Raw genomic sequence first — 15,122 nt, 5'->3', positions numbered from 1 at the left:
TATATGGATGCTATTATTCGGAAAACTGCTTCTTAAATAAGAAATAATAAGGCTGAAGCATATGATGCTGAAAGATCTTTTCCTTGAGATCTGGGAAGCGTTTTTTGTATTCTTCATTTGGTTGGAGCACAATAAAAGTTCCTGCTCGTGAATAATGGTTGCTTTCCAAAAATGGGGGAGCTTCAAATTCTGGGATAGTCTTTAAAACCTGCTTCCCAGCCATTTTTCCAAAATACTTTTCGAAATTCTTCTGAGATTTTTTGGTTGGTCTGTCCAGTTTATTGTATACCCTTTTGAATACAATGTTCTTGGGAAATTTTTGTTGTTTTATAAAACCTGAAGCATCTGAAAAAGGATTGGTCTCATTAAAATCATTAACCGTTTGGATAGAGAATGGCACCTCAGGAACCCAATCTGCTGCATTTACTACATTAAAAGCCCAGCCACCCATTGTTCGATTTTCGTAATCGTAGGCGAAAAATAAATTTCCTGGCTTTGGCGCAGCAGATGCATAGGATTTAATTCTGATTTTTTCGCCCCAAGCTCCGGCATCATTCATTTCCATTAGCATTGATGCCACTAAATAAGTGATCGCTCCTCCTTGGCTATGCCCGGTAATGATAAAATCCCGATATCCACGCTGTGTCAACTCCTTCATCTTTGGCAAAAGGGATTCTGCCAAAGCTCCTGTAGATAGTGTCCAACCCACATGAACATAAGCATTTGGATCTTTAGAAAAGCTATAGTCGAATGTGTAATCGGTTCGGAATTTCATCTTGCCTTGAGCAGGTATCATTGCCGAATAGAAATTTGCAAGCCAGGAGGTTTGGTTTGGTACAGTTCCTCGGATGGAAAAAACAGCAATTTTTTCAGTCTCATTGACCCAGAGGTACCATTTATTTTCTAACCCAACTGTTGGAGATTCAGATTCCTTTATTAGAGTTTTTGGTTTAGGAATTCCTTTTGAAAAACTGGAATCTGAAATGCTGTGCGCAAATACACCAAGAATTTCTTCGTATTCCATTGGTTCAAATCCCGCTTTTAATTGGGCATTTGTCGTGGTTGAGAATAGGAATAATAATAGGAAAAAGAGGAATCCGTGTTTTTTCATTTTTTGGCAAAAGAAAAAGCGACATTTTAAGAAAGATGTCGCTTGAATTAATTTTTTGATTCTTTACTTCATGCTTACTGCTCTTTTCCCAGCATCTTTTACAAGTCGAAATCCAACATTTGAAGTCCCGCTATCAAATGATTGTCCTTGGCGGGCAGAAGGTCGGTAATTCACGCAATAGTTGTCAGCACAAAGGTAAGATCCACCCTTGATGACACGCTCTTTTGCATAAGGATTATCTGGATTATAGCAGGGATTCATTCCAGCATCGAGCTTGGGAGCCTGGCCGGCAAGTCTTGCATATTTCAAAGCATCATACCAGTCGTCTGTCAATTCCCAGACATTCCCAATCATATCATAAAGTCCAAAACTGTTTGGAGCAAATGATTTTACAGGAGAAGTACCTTTGAAACCATCCATTCCCAAGTTTTCATTGGGAAAATTACCTTGAAATGTATTTGCAAGGAATTGTCCATTTGGAGTCAGTTCATCGCCCCAAGCAAATCGCTTTCCATTTGCTCCGCCTCGGGCTGCAAATTCCCATTCAATTTCGGTTGGAAGACGCTTACCTGCCCAATCTGCATAGGCTTTAGCATCATCATAGGAAATATGCACGACAGGATGATTTTCTCTTCCCTCAATCGAGCTTCCAGGTCCTTCCGGATGCCTCCAGTTAGCACCAGCCACCCAGCTCCACCACAGAGAAATATCTTGGGTTGGTACAGCGTAAGGGGGAGGAGTGAAGACCATTGAGCCTGCAATAAGCACTGATTCATCAGGTTTGGGGGTTCCTGGCGGAAGTTGCTGCTTTAAAAGTTCCCAATCGGGTTTTACTTCAGCAAGCGTCACATAACCTGTTTCTTCAACAAATTTTGCATATTCAGCATTGGTCACTTCGTGAACATCCATCCAAAATCCAGAGACGGTAAGATCCACGGCAGGTTTTTCTGCGGCATAGGCATCCATTTCATTGGTTCCCATTACAAATTCACCGCCTGGAATCCAGATCATCCCTTCTTCTTTTTCAGCGGGTTCTTCCTTAGAAGCAATAATCATTTTTTCTTCGTCCAAAACCTCAGATTTTGGCTTTGAATCACAGGAAATAATCACTACGCCAAGAAATAATAAAGCAAGAGTGGAATTTGATTTAGTCATGATTTGGTACTTGTTTCTCTAAAAGTAAAGCATTCTTTCAAATTTTGAAATTTGTCATTCTGGATATAAAAAGGATTGAAAGAATTTTTGGCAAAAAAAAAGCGGCCTAGACCGCTTCAATTAACCTTCTGCAGCTCCAGCCGCAGCATGTAGTTTTCCGAGTTCCTGATCGATAGTCCAAAGACCAATTCCTTCCTCACCGATAATCTCGAATAGTTCGAGTGCCCTTCTGGACATGGTTTCTTCTTCACGCTGCTCAGTCACATACCACTGCATAAAGCTGAACGTAGCAAAGTCTTTTGCGGAGAAAGCGTGGTCCACAATGTTATTGATAGATTTAGTCACTTTGATCTCATGCTCTAGAATAAGTTCAAAGATCTCTCTCAGGGAATTAAAATTATGTCTGATTCCTGTTATCTCCGGCTGAATTGCATGACCTCCTGCTTCGTTGATGTAATGAAATATTTTCATCATGTGCATCCGCTCCTCATCAGCATGAGTGTAGAGATATTTGGATGCATTTTCATAACCCATCATGTGGCACCAAGAAGCCATAGACAAATAGTAGGCGGAGGATTTTCCCTCCATTTCAACTTGTTGGTTGAGTAATTTTTCTGTATCCTCTAAAAAAGAGCGCTGTAGCGTTACGATTTCTTTCATCTGTTTATAATTTGATTTTTGTGGGTCATATGGAATCTCGCATGTGATCTCGATTACTATCGGTACTTTCCTCTGTTTGTCAATTACGACATGCTCGATTTCATAATATTTCGATATTATAAAACTAAATATAGAGCTTATGGTTCCATACTGGGTTGAATTAATTCAATTTGGAATTGATTTAATTAAAACCCTATCTCGAAAGGGGTGATGGGAAAACTGCCAAACTTTCTTCTCCGTCTTCAGCCACAGACTGTACAGCAAAGAAATAATTGTCTTTTGAATAAGGAAGTGTCAAAGTAGTTTCGGTAGTGAAAAACTTTCGTTCCCACATCGAAGAAGAGGTTTCACGCATAAGCACGTAGTACCCTTTTACTTTTCCTACTTTAGGTGCTTTCCAAAGCAAAATAGACTTGTTTGTTAATCCTCGTACGTCAATCTGAACTTCCTCAGGTATTCCTGCAGAATTTGCCAAAGAACTTAAAGAAGCCAAGTTTACTGCTGACACTTTTCTTAAATATTCAAAATCCATGAATTCTGGTAAGTCCCCGTACTGAATTCCGTTTTCTACCCGAACATTTTCGTGTTGGTGGTAAAAATTCTCATTCATTTCAGACATTCTCACTGCAGTAAAGCCGTTTCTGGCAAATGCAGTTTGATCTCCGCCTCTAAGGAATCGATCGCTTCGATAGATTAATTTTACTTCGAATTGATCTACATATCGCTCGCCTACTTCCTTGATGTATCTGGCCAGTTGGCGTGATTTACTGTCATTTTCTGCGTTGGTGTAAGCTCTTTGTCTTGACATTTGCTCTGTTTCAAAAGCCGGGATTGTTTCAGAGAAAACCCGCATCTTGAGATTATCGCTTATCAAAGTCTCTGATGAATTACTATTTCCAATGATGTCATTATTCAATACCCCGGCGATATTCCAACCCATTTCTTTCGCTTTGTCTGCTAAGTAGGTAGCGCCTTTAAGTCCTTCTTCCTCACCTGTAAAAGCAACAAAAAGGATGGTAGCCGAAAATTCCTTTTTGGCTAAAACTCTAGCTAATTCAATTACAGCAGCAGTGCCACTTCCATCGTCGTTTGCTCCGGGGGCGAAGCCATCAGCATCCATCACATTTTTGTTTCTGGAATCCATGTGACCCGAGATTACAAAGATCCGGTCGTCAGCTGGATTAGTGCCTTTCAAAGTAGCAATTACATTTGCAGCAGGAGAATCTTCTGTAATTCTACGCCCATCAGCGGGAATAGTGAAATTCTCGATTTCGGCTGTCATTCTTCCGCCGGATTGCTTCGAAAATTCATTGAATTTATTCAGGACATATCGCTGAGCAGCAGGCATTCCATTTTCTTCATCTCTATTCAAAGTATGTCTTGAGGTGAATGAAGCTAAAGTCCTTACATAGTTTTCAAGCGAATCTGAAGATACTTCAGAAACTAATTTTGCAATCTCAGGATTTCTTTGTGTGATCGTCTGCGCAAAAAGCGATGGCGATGCTACCGCTAATAGAAGAGTAAGTAATTTTTTATACATCGTAGGGTCTGATTTATTCGATTGGCTTAAATTTATGGCATATAGTCAAAAGCTAAATCAAATTTTACATGAATAACATCCAACAGCCTAAAGAAGGTGAATACGCAAATTATTTCAATGGATATCTGGCATTAAATTCTACTAAGCCCTATCAAGAACAGCTGATGACCCAAATTCAATCCTGTTTTTCACTGTTTGAGACAAAGGGTGAGGATTGGGCTAATAAGGCGTATGCAACTGGAAAATGGACTCCTAAAGAGGTATTGGGGCATGTTATAGATACCGAACGAATTATGACTTTTAGAGCACTTTGCTTTGCAAGGGGAGAAAAGTCTCCTTTACCAGGATTTGAGCAGGACGAGTATGTGGCAAATGCAGAATTTAATCAAGTGCACTTTCAGGATTTGTTGGAAGATTTTAAAAATCAAAGACTTGCCTTGCTGTCATTGATTAAAACGCTTCCCGAAGAATCATTGTCAAATTTGGGTACAGCAAGCGGAAACTCAGTTTCTCCAAGAGCATTGTTTTGGATAATTCCCGGGCACTTTGCGCATCACTTTTCTATTTTAAAAGAAAGATATTGATCATGAAAATTCAAATTGCTACCGTTGATGCTTTTGCATCTAAAGCTTTTTCCGGAAACCCAGCTGCTGTCTGTCTTTTGGAAAATCCTCTTTCAAAGTCAGAAATGCAATCCATAGCTATGGAAATGAATTTATCTGAGACAGCCTTTGTGAAACGTACCGAAACTCCCGGAGTTTTTGGTTTAAGATGGTTTACGCCGACTCTAGAAATTGATCTTTGTGGTCATGCCACTTTGGCTTCTGCATTTTGGATGTTTGAATCCGGCTGGGCTCAACCAGATCATTCCATTCGATTTGAGACGCTCAGTGGTGAATTGATTGTAAAGAAAACCGGTGATCAATTGGAAATGGATTTCCCTTTGATTCCTACTTTCGAGGAAATTCATCCATTTTTTAAAGAATCCTTTATGGGCAAAAGGATTTTCAGATCGGCTCAATTGCGAAAAAATTGGATTTTCGAGTTGGCAAGTGCCGATGAGGTGGAAAATCTAAAGCCTGACTTTGATTTGATTGCAAAAAATAGTGAGGAAGGGATAATTGTCACAGCAACAGGAAAAGATTCTTTTGATATTTACAGTAGGTTTTTTGGACCAAATGTGGGAGTTCCTGAAGATCCTGTTACTGGTTTTGCTCATTGTGCATTGATGGACTATTGGAGCCGACATACTGGAAAGTTTCAATTGAAAGCTTACCAAGCGAGCAAAAGAGGAGGAGAGCTCCATTTGGAAAAACATGATGATCGAGTAATTCTCAAAGGAAATGCGGTAAAAGTGCTTTCTGGAAGCCTTGAATTTTAGAAAAAGAAAATGGTAGAACCACTCTTAAATAAGCGAAGAAAAATTAAATATGCATTCCGCAACTTTACCAATTATTGGTTGACCGACGCCAGCTTTGGAGTGCTTTTATTGCTTTTGATTTTCACAGTTTTTGTACTTCCGATTCTAATTGAATACGGTCACGTTCATTCAATTTTCGTGAATACTGTTTTCCTTTTCCTGTTTTTCACAGGTATTTGGTCCTCCAAAAACAATTCATTTATCTTAATTACCTCTGCACTTTTCTTTGCACAGCTCGCACTTAGAATTTTAAGATTTTCAGATTGGGATTTTGAATTCTATTTATCAGAACGGATAGTAGGAATTTTAAATATGATTGTTTTTATATTTCTGAATATCAGGCTCTTATTTCGGGATTTTGAAGTAAACGTTTATCGTGTAATTGGAGCTATAAATGTCTATCTGCTTGTGGCTATTCTGGGAGCTTTTGTTTTTGAGATCATTCATTTAATGACTGGTTCAAGTATTTCCGGAGGACCAAATTTGGCTGGTTTAGATGAAGATTATGCCTATTACATTTATTTTAGTTTAGTATCACTTACCACGGTTGGCTTCGGGGATTTATATCCTGTCCAAATCATGGCCAAAATGCTCTCTGTTTTCCTTTCGACTATTGGCATTTTATATCCTGCAGTGGTAATCGCTAAACTTGTGGCGTCTAGTGGACATGGGCAAAAAACACCCTAATTCCATTTGTGTAAATCTAAGTTTAGATTTTCCCAATGGCTCGTAGATTTCAACATAAGAATAAACCAAACAACCATGAAAAAACTAAATATTGCATTTCTATTCTTTTTGAGCATAAGCATTGCCTTTGCACAGACTGAGCGACAAATCGAGATAGAATCCAAAGTAGAAACTACCCATGAGACCACGATCAAGGGTAAAAAAGTCCCATACAAAGCCACTGCCGGAACTCAACCTGTGTGGAACGAGGCAGGAAAACCAATCGCTTCTCTTTTTTATACCTTTTATGAGCGTACTGATATCAGCGACAAAACGACTCGACCTTTAGTGATTTCGTTCAATGGTGGACCTGGATCCGCTTCGATTTGGATGCATTTGGCCTACACAGGACCTGTTGTCCTGAAAATCGACGATGAAGGCTATCCAGTACAGCCTTATGGTACCAAATCCAATCCCCATTCCATCTTGGACGTTGCCGATATTGTCTATGTCGATCCGGTAAATACCGGCTATTCTAGAATCGTGGACCCGGAAGTTCCAAGATCGACTTTTTTTGGAATCAATCCTGACATCAAATATCTCGCAGATTGGGTGAATACTTTTGTGACTCGCCAAAACCGCTGGGCTTCCCCAAAGTATTTGATTGGTGAAAGCTATGGTACCACCAGGGTAGCTGGTTTGGTTTCCCAACTTCAGAATGGACATTGGATGTATTTCAACGGAGTAATTCTTGTTTCTCCTACCGATATGGGAATTGACCGTGATGGTCCTGTGAAAATGGCAAACTATCTTCCTTATTATACTGCTACGGCTTGGTATCATAAGCAATTGCCATCTGATCTTCAAAGCAAAGATTTAGATCAGATTTTGCCGGAGGCTGAAGCCTTTGCTGTCGATGAATTACTTCCTGCTATGGTAAAGGGTGGAAGTCTTTCGGATTCTGATCGAGATGCCATCGCTGCAAAAATGTCCCGCTACTCAGGGATAAGTAAAGAAGCAATTTTATCACATAACTTGATGGTTCCTACCAGTTTCTTCTGGAAGGAATTGCTTCGCAAAGATGGATTGACCGTAGGTCGACTTGATTCTAGATATCGTGGAATCGATCGAATGGATGCGGGAGATCGATATGATTTTGATCCAGCACTTACATCCTGGAATCATGCTTTTGCCCCAGCTTTTAATATTTATGCTAAAAACACCTTGAAGTTTGATACAGATTTGACTTACAATTTATTTGGTCCAGTTTCTCCTTGGGATCGATCCAATGAAACTACTGGATACGACTTGGGAACTGCTATGCGTCAAAATCCATATTTACATTTGATGGTTCAGTCGGGATATTTTGACGGAGGAACTGATTTTTTCAATGCGAAATATAGCCTTCAGCACATAGATCCTACTGGAAAAATGAAAGATCGGACCTACTTTAAAGGCTATCGAAGCGGACATATGATGTACTTAAGAGCTGAGGATTTGGCTACTTCCAATGAGGATATCCGGCAATTTATAGAGAATTCAAAAGTTGCTCCTGGAATGCCTGCAAAGTATTAGAATTAAGTAGCAAGAAGAACCTAGATATTTGAGAGCCAGGGACAATTTACATCCTTGGCTCTTTTTATTTTATCCTATTCATGAAATAATTCCGGAAGGTTGGGTAGTCCTTAATAGATTGCTCGCCTACGTATTCCCCCAATAGTAAATATATGTCCGCTGGTTTTTTGCCGGCTTTTCTGAGCGTTTGGATTGCTGCTGCTCCTTCGGATTTTGAAAGTTTTTTCTTTTTTGGACCTTTCAGCAGCTGATGATGATAAAAAGTAGTATCTAAAAACTTAGATTTTGAAAGCTTTTCTGCGAGGGCAAGTTGTGCAAGGGTAGAACTGTAAAGATCTTGTCCTCTTACAACCAGATTCACCCCAAAATGAAGATCATCAATCAAAGAAGTCAATTGGTAGGTCGGTTGAAGATCTTTCTTTCGAAGAATAAAAAAAGCAATATCAGGAGGTAATATCAATGAATTATCAAGTTGATTTGGATAGGATTTGAGTGAAACAAAATCTGTTTCTAATGCATTGTATCTCCAGGTAACTTCTTTTCGATCTAAAGGTATTCGACGGTCTTGGCAATGTCCCAAGTAATAACCACTTGAATCCATCTCATGGATTTTTTTCCGGGAGCAATCACAAGCGAATACGAGTTTTTTCTCTCGTATTTCTTCAAGCGCGTCTTGATAAAGCGAAATCCGGTGTTTTTGCGACCAGTTAACCTCAAATTCTTTTAAATTTCTGGGACCCAAATCATATTCAAGCTCCAAGAAATCCAAGGTTTCAAAAATATCATGGACATATTCTTCTCGATAGCGCTCCTGATCCAAATCATCAATTCTTAAGAGGATTTTAGCACCATGCTTTTCTGCTAATACTTTGGTTGCCAAAAAAGAATACAGATTCCCTAAGTGAAGAAAGCCGCTGGGGGTCGGAGCAAAGCGAGTGAGATTGAAATTCATTTCTCGAAAATAGTTAGATTCAGGAAAATAAGAACCATGAACAAAGTCTACCTTTTATTTATTACCTCCTTTATTTTAAGTTGTTCGACTCCAACTGATCAATTGTCAGGACCCGAATTGATTCGAAAATCAATTGAATTTCATGATCCAAATCAATTATGGCCTAAGCTAAAAGCCACATTTAAATTCATAGATAGTTTGCCTGCTCCAAGAGAATCCAGATCTTATTCCGTCAGTTTTGAGAATAATCTCTCCAAAATGGTCTACAGGAATACTACTTTGAATTATATTGTTTGGAATGATTCAGTCCAGGTTTTTCAAGGTGAAATAGATAATGAGCAAGCGATCCGTATGCGTAATTACTACACGTACCTTTGGGGCCTTCCTATGAAATTGAGAGACCCAGCAACACAAATAGATCAGGAAGTAAAAAGGGAAGAATTGAACGGTAATAGTTACTTGGTAGTGCGGGTGCCCTATGAAAAAGACATTTGGTATTTCTACATAAATCCCGAAAGTTTCAGAATGGAGGCTTACAAATTCTACCAAGATGAGCCTAACCAAAAGGGAGAGATTATCTATTTAGATGGATTAATAGAATTTAAAGGGTTGAAAATTCCAGCTAATCGAACATGGTATAGGACCGAGACTCCAGAGTTTTTAGGTACTGACAAGTTGATTCAAATCACAGAATAGTGCCCTCAATTCTGACTATTAAGTTTCTTTAACTGATATTATTTCCTTTAAAAGTCTAAAGCCCATAATTTTCGCATAGATGAAAAAATGGGTTTTAGGCTTTTTCTTTTTACTGCATGCTAGTCTTGCTTTTGGGCAGTTATCCTATTCGGGAAATGTATTGGATTCAAATGATAAAAAATACCTTGAAGGGGTCTATCTCACGGTTTTGGGTACTACAGCGAGTGATTCTACAAACGAACGAGGCTATTTTAATTTGAAAGCAACGCCTGGAGATACGCTTTTGGTGAGCTTTCCGGGCTTTTTGGATCAAAAAATTCTACTTAAAGACGACCGCTACCTTCAAATTCAAATTCAGGATCGCGCAAGATTTCTCCCCACTTTTGAGGTGAAATCAGAACCTTATGCTTTTCGATTTAAAGATGGGAAGCTTACGGTAATCGATCCGAATGAAGTAATTGAAAAATCTCCCAAAGGACAAGTGACAGCCGGTCCTTCAGGTTCCCCAAATGGAGGCTTTGCAGTCTATGGAGCGATTTCTTATTTCACAAAAAAGGCTAAACAGGCCCGAGAATATGAAAAAAAGAAGGAATGGGATAGGAGGAGGGAAGGGTATTATGCAATTATTGAATCAGATTCAATAAGGAGAAACCTAATGGTCAAATATCAGCTAGATCGGGCTCAATGGGATAAAATCGTAATTCGATACAATGAAGGAAATGTGCATCATGAATTTTTGGATTGGCCAAAGGATCGGGTTTATGCCCACTTCAATTCCTTTATTGACAGGGAAAAAGACTGGATCTATTAAGCTTTTCGCTTGAAAGACCAGGTTACGTAGAATCTGGCAACTTCTTCTCCTTTCGGGTTTTTACCACTTGAAACCAACATTAATTGTTCTGTTCCATTGATATCCATGCTATCGATGAGTTCGAACAATTCGATTCCTTGGTTACAGGTAAACGTGATCTTCTCATTCGCTTTTTTGAAATATTCAGCACGAAAATCAACCACCAACATTGAAAACTTTCCTTTACCTGCTAATGCCAATTGGCAAAGAGCGCCAGTACTGAGTTCCGCTGCCCCTGCCATAGCCGCAAAATAAATAGATTTAAAAGGATTTTGGGAGCGCCAGAAATAGGGTATGGTTACTTCACATTTTTCTGGGGAAATACTTTTAATTCGGATTCTCCAAAAAACCGCGGATGGAAGTTTGGCAAGCATGGCAAACCAAAAAACGAGAGGATTAATCATTTTCTTTTGATAGTCCAATGCTTGGCTATTTAAAGAGATTTGCGTTTTTTGAGCTTCCATATAATTCAATTTGTCCTTAAAGTAAATAAAAAATTATTCTGGTACTTAATTTGAACCTTGCTTTTATAAAATAATCACCATGAAAAAGATAATTACTTTTATTGTTTTAGGTTTTCTGCTTTATGCATGCTCCAAAGTTCCTTTTACTGGAAGATCTAGATTGGATGCTGTCTCAGATGCAGAGATTATGCCTTTAGTCAATGAACAATACAGTCAAGTGCTAAAAGAAGAAAAAGTCGTCACTAATACTGCTCAAGGTCAAGCTGTTGTCCGTGTAGGAAAGCGAATGGCCGCTGCAGTAGAGAAGTTTTTGATTCAGGAAGGCTATCCGGAAGTTGCTGCATCATTTGATTGGCAATTCAACTTGATTCAAAGTGACCAAGTCAATGCATGGTGTATGCCAGGTGGGAAAGTTGCATTCTACACGGGTATTATGCCTATTACGCAGGATGATACAGGGATTGCAGTTGTAATGGGACATGAAATCGCTCACGCGGTAGCATCACACTCCAGAGAACGAATGTCTAATGGTCTGGCCGCAAACTTTGGAATGAGTATGCTCTCCTCAGCAATAGGTCAGAACCCAACATTGACTCAAGCTATATTCCTTCAATCAGTAGGTATTGGAAGTGAATTGGGGATGCTTAGTTTTTCACGAAAACATGAATTAGAAGCAGATGAATTAGGTTTGGTTTTTATGGCTGTAGCAGGATACGACCCTCGACAAGCACCTATATTTTGGGAAAGAATGTCCGCAGTTGGGGGAGGTTCGCCCCCTGAATTTCTTTCCACTCACCCTGGTCCAGAATCCAGAATTGAAAAATTGAATCAGCAAATGCCAAAAGCGATGCAATATTATGAGCAATCGAAGTAAATACTGAGCAAGAAAAAGTCGTCCTTACCGATTGTAAAAATTATGATGACGAATATTATAGCATAAAAAAATGACCGCAAATCTGCGGTCATTTTTTTATTTTAAGATTTCCTTTCAGACTATAGGTTAGGCGTACTATAATTTCTATTGGACAAAAACTCAAATTACTGATTAAATCCTCTCAACTTCACCTGAGTAAGCTTTCTTTTGGTGTCTAGCGGAAAATCACCCCGCATCATCCAATCATAATAACCAGGTTCCTCTTTGAGTACTTGAGAAATGGTTTTTCCTTTTTGCTTTCCGAAATTGAAAACTTCTTCGCCTTTGTCATTGAAGACAAAGCGTCCGGCAAGATCAACCATTTTTTCATTGAGTAACTCATGAAGCTTTTTCATATCATTTTCAAAAACCCCCAGTTTGTTTCCTTGCAAATCCTCCATTTCCTCTCCGAGGTATCGCTCGACTTGAGCTTTGAACACGTCCAAAGTTGCCAATGTATCTGCTTCCGCACTATGTGCATTCTTTAGATCTTTCCCACAATAAAATTTATAAGCTGCCGTCAAATTCCGCTTTTCCATCATGTGGAAGATCTTTTGAGAATCCAATAGGTTTCGCTTGTCGATATCAAATTCGATCCCTGATCTCAAAAATTCCTCTACCAAAAGTGGAATATCATACTTTAATACATTGAAACCAGAAAGATCTGATTGACCAATAAAAGCGTATATCTCTCGTGACAAATCCTTAAAAGTGGGCTTGTCTTTGATGTCTTTATCATAAATCCCATGTATCAAGGAGGCTTCCAAAGGAATTGGAATTGTAGGATTGATCTGCCGGGTATAAATATCTTGCCCACCGTCAGGATGAAGTTTCACGATCGAAATCTCTACGATCCGATCTGTGGAAATATTTGTCCCGGTAGCCTCAAGATCAAAAAATGCAATGGAGTTTCTTAAATTTAATTTCATGATTAGTTGAATTTTGCTTTGATGACTTCAAGGTCCATATTGTCATAGTTTCCCGAACTCATCAATAGCAGGTTGGAATTGGAATAGTCAAGCGATAAAAGAAAATCCTTTAATGCTGAGCTATCAGTGAATAATTTTAGGTCAGGTCGCTTGAATCCGGCTCTGAGGGTTTCCTCATCCATTAATTCAAGTTTTTTCAAAGCTACTGCATGGGGATTGAGATAAACTACTGCAATATCTGCAGGATCCATCGTATGTGCATAGTTCGGTAGAAAATCCTTGTTCAAAGAAGAGTAAGTATGTAATTCCTGCACGGCGATCAATTGTCGTTCTGGGAATTGAGTCTTTACTGCCCGAACTGTAGCTTGTAGCTTAGAAGGAGCATGAGCAAAATCTCGATAAATAGTACTGGATCCTGTATCTAGAATCACTTCCTGCCTTTTTGCCGCACCTTTGAATGATTGAATGCTTTTATAGAACGCTTCAGGTGTAATACCGATTGATTTGCAAATATTCATGGCACCTTGGAGGTTTTGTAGGTTATGCTCTCCAAAAATTTGAATTGGAACAAGTCCATTTTCTGTTTTTAGAAAGGTTTTTCCTCCTTCAATCAAAGATGGGTGGGCTTTGTATGGCGTTTTCTTTCCTGTAATATCCGCTTTCTCTGCGGCAGTTTTTACCAGTGGATCAGCTTCGCAATAAATTAATTCACCTTTTTCCGGAGTCATTTCCATAAACTGACTAAAGAGTGATTTGTAACCTTCAAAATCCGGGAAAACATTAAAGTGATCCCAGGCGATCCCGCTGACTAGTGCAATATCATGCTTGTAATGAAAAAATTTGGAGGTTCGGTCCAATGGTGAAGTCAAGTATTCATCGCCTTCAATAATGATGATCGGAGCATCTGAAAGTCTAACCATCAGGTCAAAGCCTTCGATTTGAGCACCCACCAAGTAATCAAAATCTACATTTTGATCTTTCAATACATGCAGAATTATAGAGGTGATGGAGGTTTTTCCATGTGAACCTCCTATTACCACTCTTTTTTTATTCTGACTTTGGTTGAATATAAATTCAGGAAAGGAGTAAACAGGAATTCCCAACTCCTGTGCTTTTTGAAGTTCTGGATTTTCCAATCGTGCATGCATTCCCAGTATGATGCCATCCAAGTCTGGAGTGATTTTATTGGGGAACCAACCGTATTCTTTTGGAAGAATGCCAGCTTTTTCGAGTCGAGTTCGTGATGGCTCATAGATCTCATCGTCAGAACCTGTGACTTGATATCCTTTTTCTACCAAGGCTAAGGCCAAATTATGCATCACAGCCCCTCCAATCGCGATGAAATGATAGTTGTTCATTCTTTTAGTTGGTATAGTTTTATTAATTTTCCAAACTTAAAAATAAAAGATGGCCTACTCGAACCGAAAGCTCTTTAAATCGAAAGATTTTTTGAAGAATTCAATTTGATTACTTTCGCGGTCCTAATTATTCAACATGCTCCCTGATAAATTCGCCTACCTAATACTAGCCTTACTTTATATGATTCCTTGGGGTATTATTTACTTCAAAAGTCCTTGGAAAAGTGGTATGATCAAAGTAGGAGCCGTCGGTGGATTGATGGGGATAATAGCAGAAGTATGGTATTTTAGAGATTATTGGCGCCCGCCTACACTTTTTGGAGAGGGAGTAGTTGGGTTCGAGGACTATATTATTGGCTTTGCCTTGTTTGGGGTAGGAGGTTATATCCATTCTTCTTTTACAAAAAAGGAGATCAATTTCAGCAAGCAAACGCCAGCCAAAAACAGAGATTTCTTTTTTTTGTTTCTCATTGGTTGCGGCAGTTTAACGGTCTTTAGTATGCTTTTAGGTATTCATTCCGGCTATGTGACTTTTCTGACGTTTTTTCTTCTATCCGTTTACATTTGGATTCAGCGACCAGATTTGATTGGTTTATCAATTATTTCGGCTTTTGCCACTTTAGGGATTTCATTTTTGATTTATTACATCAATTTTAATTTATTCTTCCCGCATTTTTGGGATACATACGGAATGCTAAAAAAACCCATTTTAGGTTTGGAAATTTTCAATATCCCATTTTCTGAAATGCTATGGCACTTTACTTGGGCAATGCTTTGCAGTATGTTTCGGGGTTACAGAAATGGAGTTTATTATAAATAGTTAAGGCTCATGG

16 protein-coding genes are annotated in these 15,122 nt (G+C 38.9%); 8 read left to right on the top strand and 8 right to left on the bottom strand.

Translation table 11 applies throughout. The features are described 5' to 3' along the window. Positions 1-13 precede the first annotated feature (13 nt). From BVC88_RS19515 to BVC88_RS19500, 4 genes are all read right to left on the bottom strand, one after another. Positions 14-1,111, bottom strand: coding sequence for a lipase family protein (locus BVC88_RS19515; protein ID WP_075352415.1), 1,098 nt, complete (start codon positions 1,109-1,111; stop codon positions 14-16). Positions 1,112-1,174: 63 nt separating this feature from the next. Next, the gene (locus tag BVC88_RS19510) at positions 1,175-2,266 is read right to left on the bottom strand and encodes a formylglycine-generating enzyme family protein (RefSeq protein ID WP_083639190.1); all 1,092 of its coding nucleotides are present in this window, start codon (positions 2,264-2,266) and stop codon (positions 1,175-1,177) included. 120 nt (positions 2,267-2,386) lie between these two features. Then, positions 2,387-2,926 carry a ferritin gene (locus tag BVC88_RS19505; protein WP_075352414.1) on the bottom strand — a complete coding sequence of 180 codons (540 nt, stop codon included), beginning with the start codon at positions 2,924-2,926 and terminating at the stop codon, positions 2,387-2,389. A gap of 193 nt (positions 2,927-3,119) precedes the next feature. Beyond that, positions 3,120-4,466 carry a M20/M25/M40 family metallo-hydrolase gene (locus BVC88_RS19500; RefSeq protein WP_075352413.1) on the bottom strand — a complete coding sequence of 449 codons (1,347 nt, stop codon included), beginning with the start codon at positions 4,464-4,466 and terminating at the stop codon, positions 3,120-3,122. A 68-nt stretch (positions 4,467-4,534) separates the two neighbouring features. Between BVC88_RS19500 and BVC88_RS19495 the strand changes: the two genes are divergently transcribed. From BVC88_RS19495 to BVC88_RS19480, 4 genes are all read left to right on the top strand, one after another. Beyond that, complete coding sequence (locus BVC88_RS19495) at positions 4,535-5,050, top strand: DinB family protein (protein WP_075352412.1); 516 nt, start codon at positions 4,535-4,537, stop codon at positions 5,048-5,050. A gap of 2 nt (positions 5,051-5,052) precedes the next feature. Continuing rightward, entirely contained in the window at positions 5,053-5,847 is a 795-nt protein-coding gene (locus BVC88_RS19490; RefSeq protein ID WP_075352411.1) for a PhzF family phenazine biosynthesis protein, read from the top strand. Positions 5,848-5,856: 9 nt separating this feature from the next. Beyond that, entirely contained in the window at positions 5,857-6,573 is a 717-nt protein-coding gene (locus tag BVC88_RS19485) for a potassium channel family protein (RefSeq protein WP_075352410.1), read from the top strand. A gap of 75 nt (positions 6,574-6,648) precedes the next feature. Then, positions 6,649-8,127, top strand: a complete 1,479-nt coding sequence (locus BVC88_RS19480; RefSeq protein WP_075352409.1) for a S10 family peptidase — start codon at positions 6,649-6,651, stop codon at positions 8,125-8,127. 64 nt (positions 8,128-8,191) lie between these two features. On the opposite strand, the gene BVC88_RS19475 is transcribed toward BVC88_RS19480, so the two are convergent. Next, a complete protein-coding gene (locus BVC88_RS19475; RefSeq protein ID WP_075352408.1) occupies positions 8,192-9,079 on the bottom strand; it encodes a glutamate--tRNA ligase family protein in 888 nt (295 codons plus the stop codon). Positions 9,080-9,115: 36 nt separating this feature from the next. Here BVC88_RS19475 and BVC88_RS19470 point away from each other — a divergent pair, with 36 nt between their 5' ends. After that, on the top strand, positions 9,116-9,775 hold the full coding sequence (locus BVC88_RS19470) for a DUF6503 family protein (protein WP_075352407.1): 660 nt from the start codon (positions 9,116-9,118) through the stop codon (positions 9,773-9,775). 79 nt (positions 9,776-9,854) lie between these two features. Continuing rightward, on the top strand, positions 9,855-10,586 hold the full coding sequence (locus BVC88_RS19465; RefSeq protein WP_075352406.1) for a carboxypeptidase-like regulatory domain-containing protein: 732 nt from the start codon (positions 9,855-9,857) through the stop codon (positions 10,584-10,586). Here the strand turns inward: BVC88_RS19465 and BVC88_RS19460 are convergent. Continuing rightward, positions 10,583-11,089 (bottom strand): PaaI family thioesterase, encoded by a 507-nt coding sequence (locus BVC88_RS19460; protein WP_075352405.1) that lies wholly within the window; start codon positions 11,087-11,089, stop codon positions 10,583-10,585. The two genes, BVC88_RS19465 and BVC88_RS19460, sit on opposite strands and share 4 nt — an antisense overlap. A 79-nt stretch (positions 11,090-11,168) precedes the next feature. Between BVC88_RS19460 and BVC88_RS19455 the strand changes: the two genes are divergently transcribed. After that, positions 11,169-11,963, top strand: coding sequence for a M48 family metallopeptidase (locus tag BVC88_RS19455; RefSeq protein WP_075352404.1), 795 nt, complete (start codon positions 11,169-11,171; stop codon positions 11,961-11,963). A gap of 164 nt (positions 11,964-12,127) precedes the next feature. Here the strand turns inward: BVC88_RS19455 and BVC88_RS19450 are convergent, their stop codons facing one another. Both BVC88_RS19450 and BVC88_RS19445 read right to left on the bottom strand, forming a co-directional pair. Next, positions 12,128-12,931, bottom strand: a complete 804-nt coding sequence (locus BVC88_RS19450) for a 3'-5' exonuclease (protein ID WP_075352403.1) — start codon at positions 12,929-12,931, stop codon at positions 12,128-12,130. A 2-nt stretch (positions 12,932-12,933) separates the two neighbouring features. Then, positions 12,934-14,289: a UDP-N-acetylmuramate--L-alanine ligase gene (locus tag BVC88_RS19445; RefSeq protein ID WP_075352402.1), complete on the bottom strand. Its 1,356-nt coding sequence runs from the start codon at positions 14,287-14,289 to the stop codon at positions 12,934-12,936. 136 nt (positions 14,290-14,425) lie between these two features. Here BVC88_RS19445 and BVC88_RS19440 point away from each other — a divergent pair, with 136 nt between their 5' ends. Next, positions 14,426-15,109, top strand: coding sequence for a lycopene cyclase domain-containing protein (locus BVC88_RS19440; protein WP_075352401.1), 684 nt, complete (start codon positions 14,426-14,428; stop codon positions 15,107-15,109). The last annotated feature ends 13 nt before the right edge of the window (positions 15,110-15,122 follow it).

Origin of the sequence: Algoriphagus marinus, assembly GCF_001936475.1 — a bacterium.
Lineage (GTDB): Bacteria > Bacteroidota > Bacteroidia > Cytophagales > Cyclobacteriaceae > Algoriphagus > Algoriphagus marinus.
This window is presented reverse-complemented; position numbering and strand designations above follow the sequence as displayed.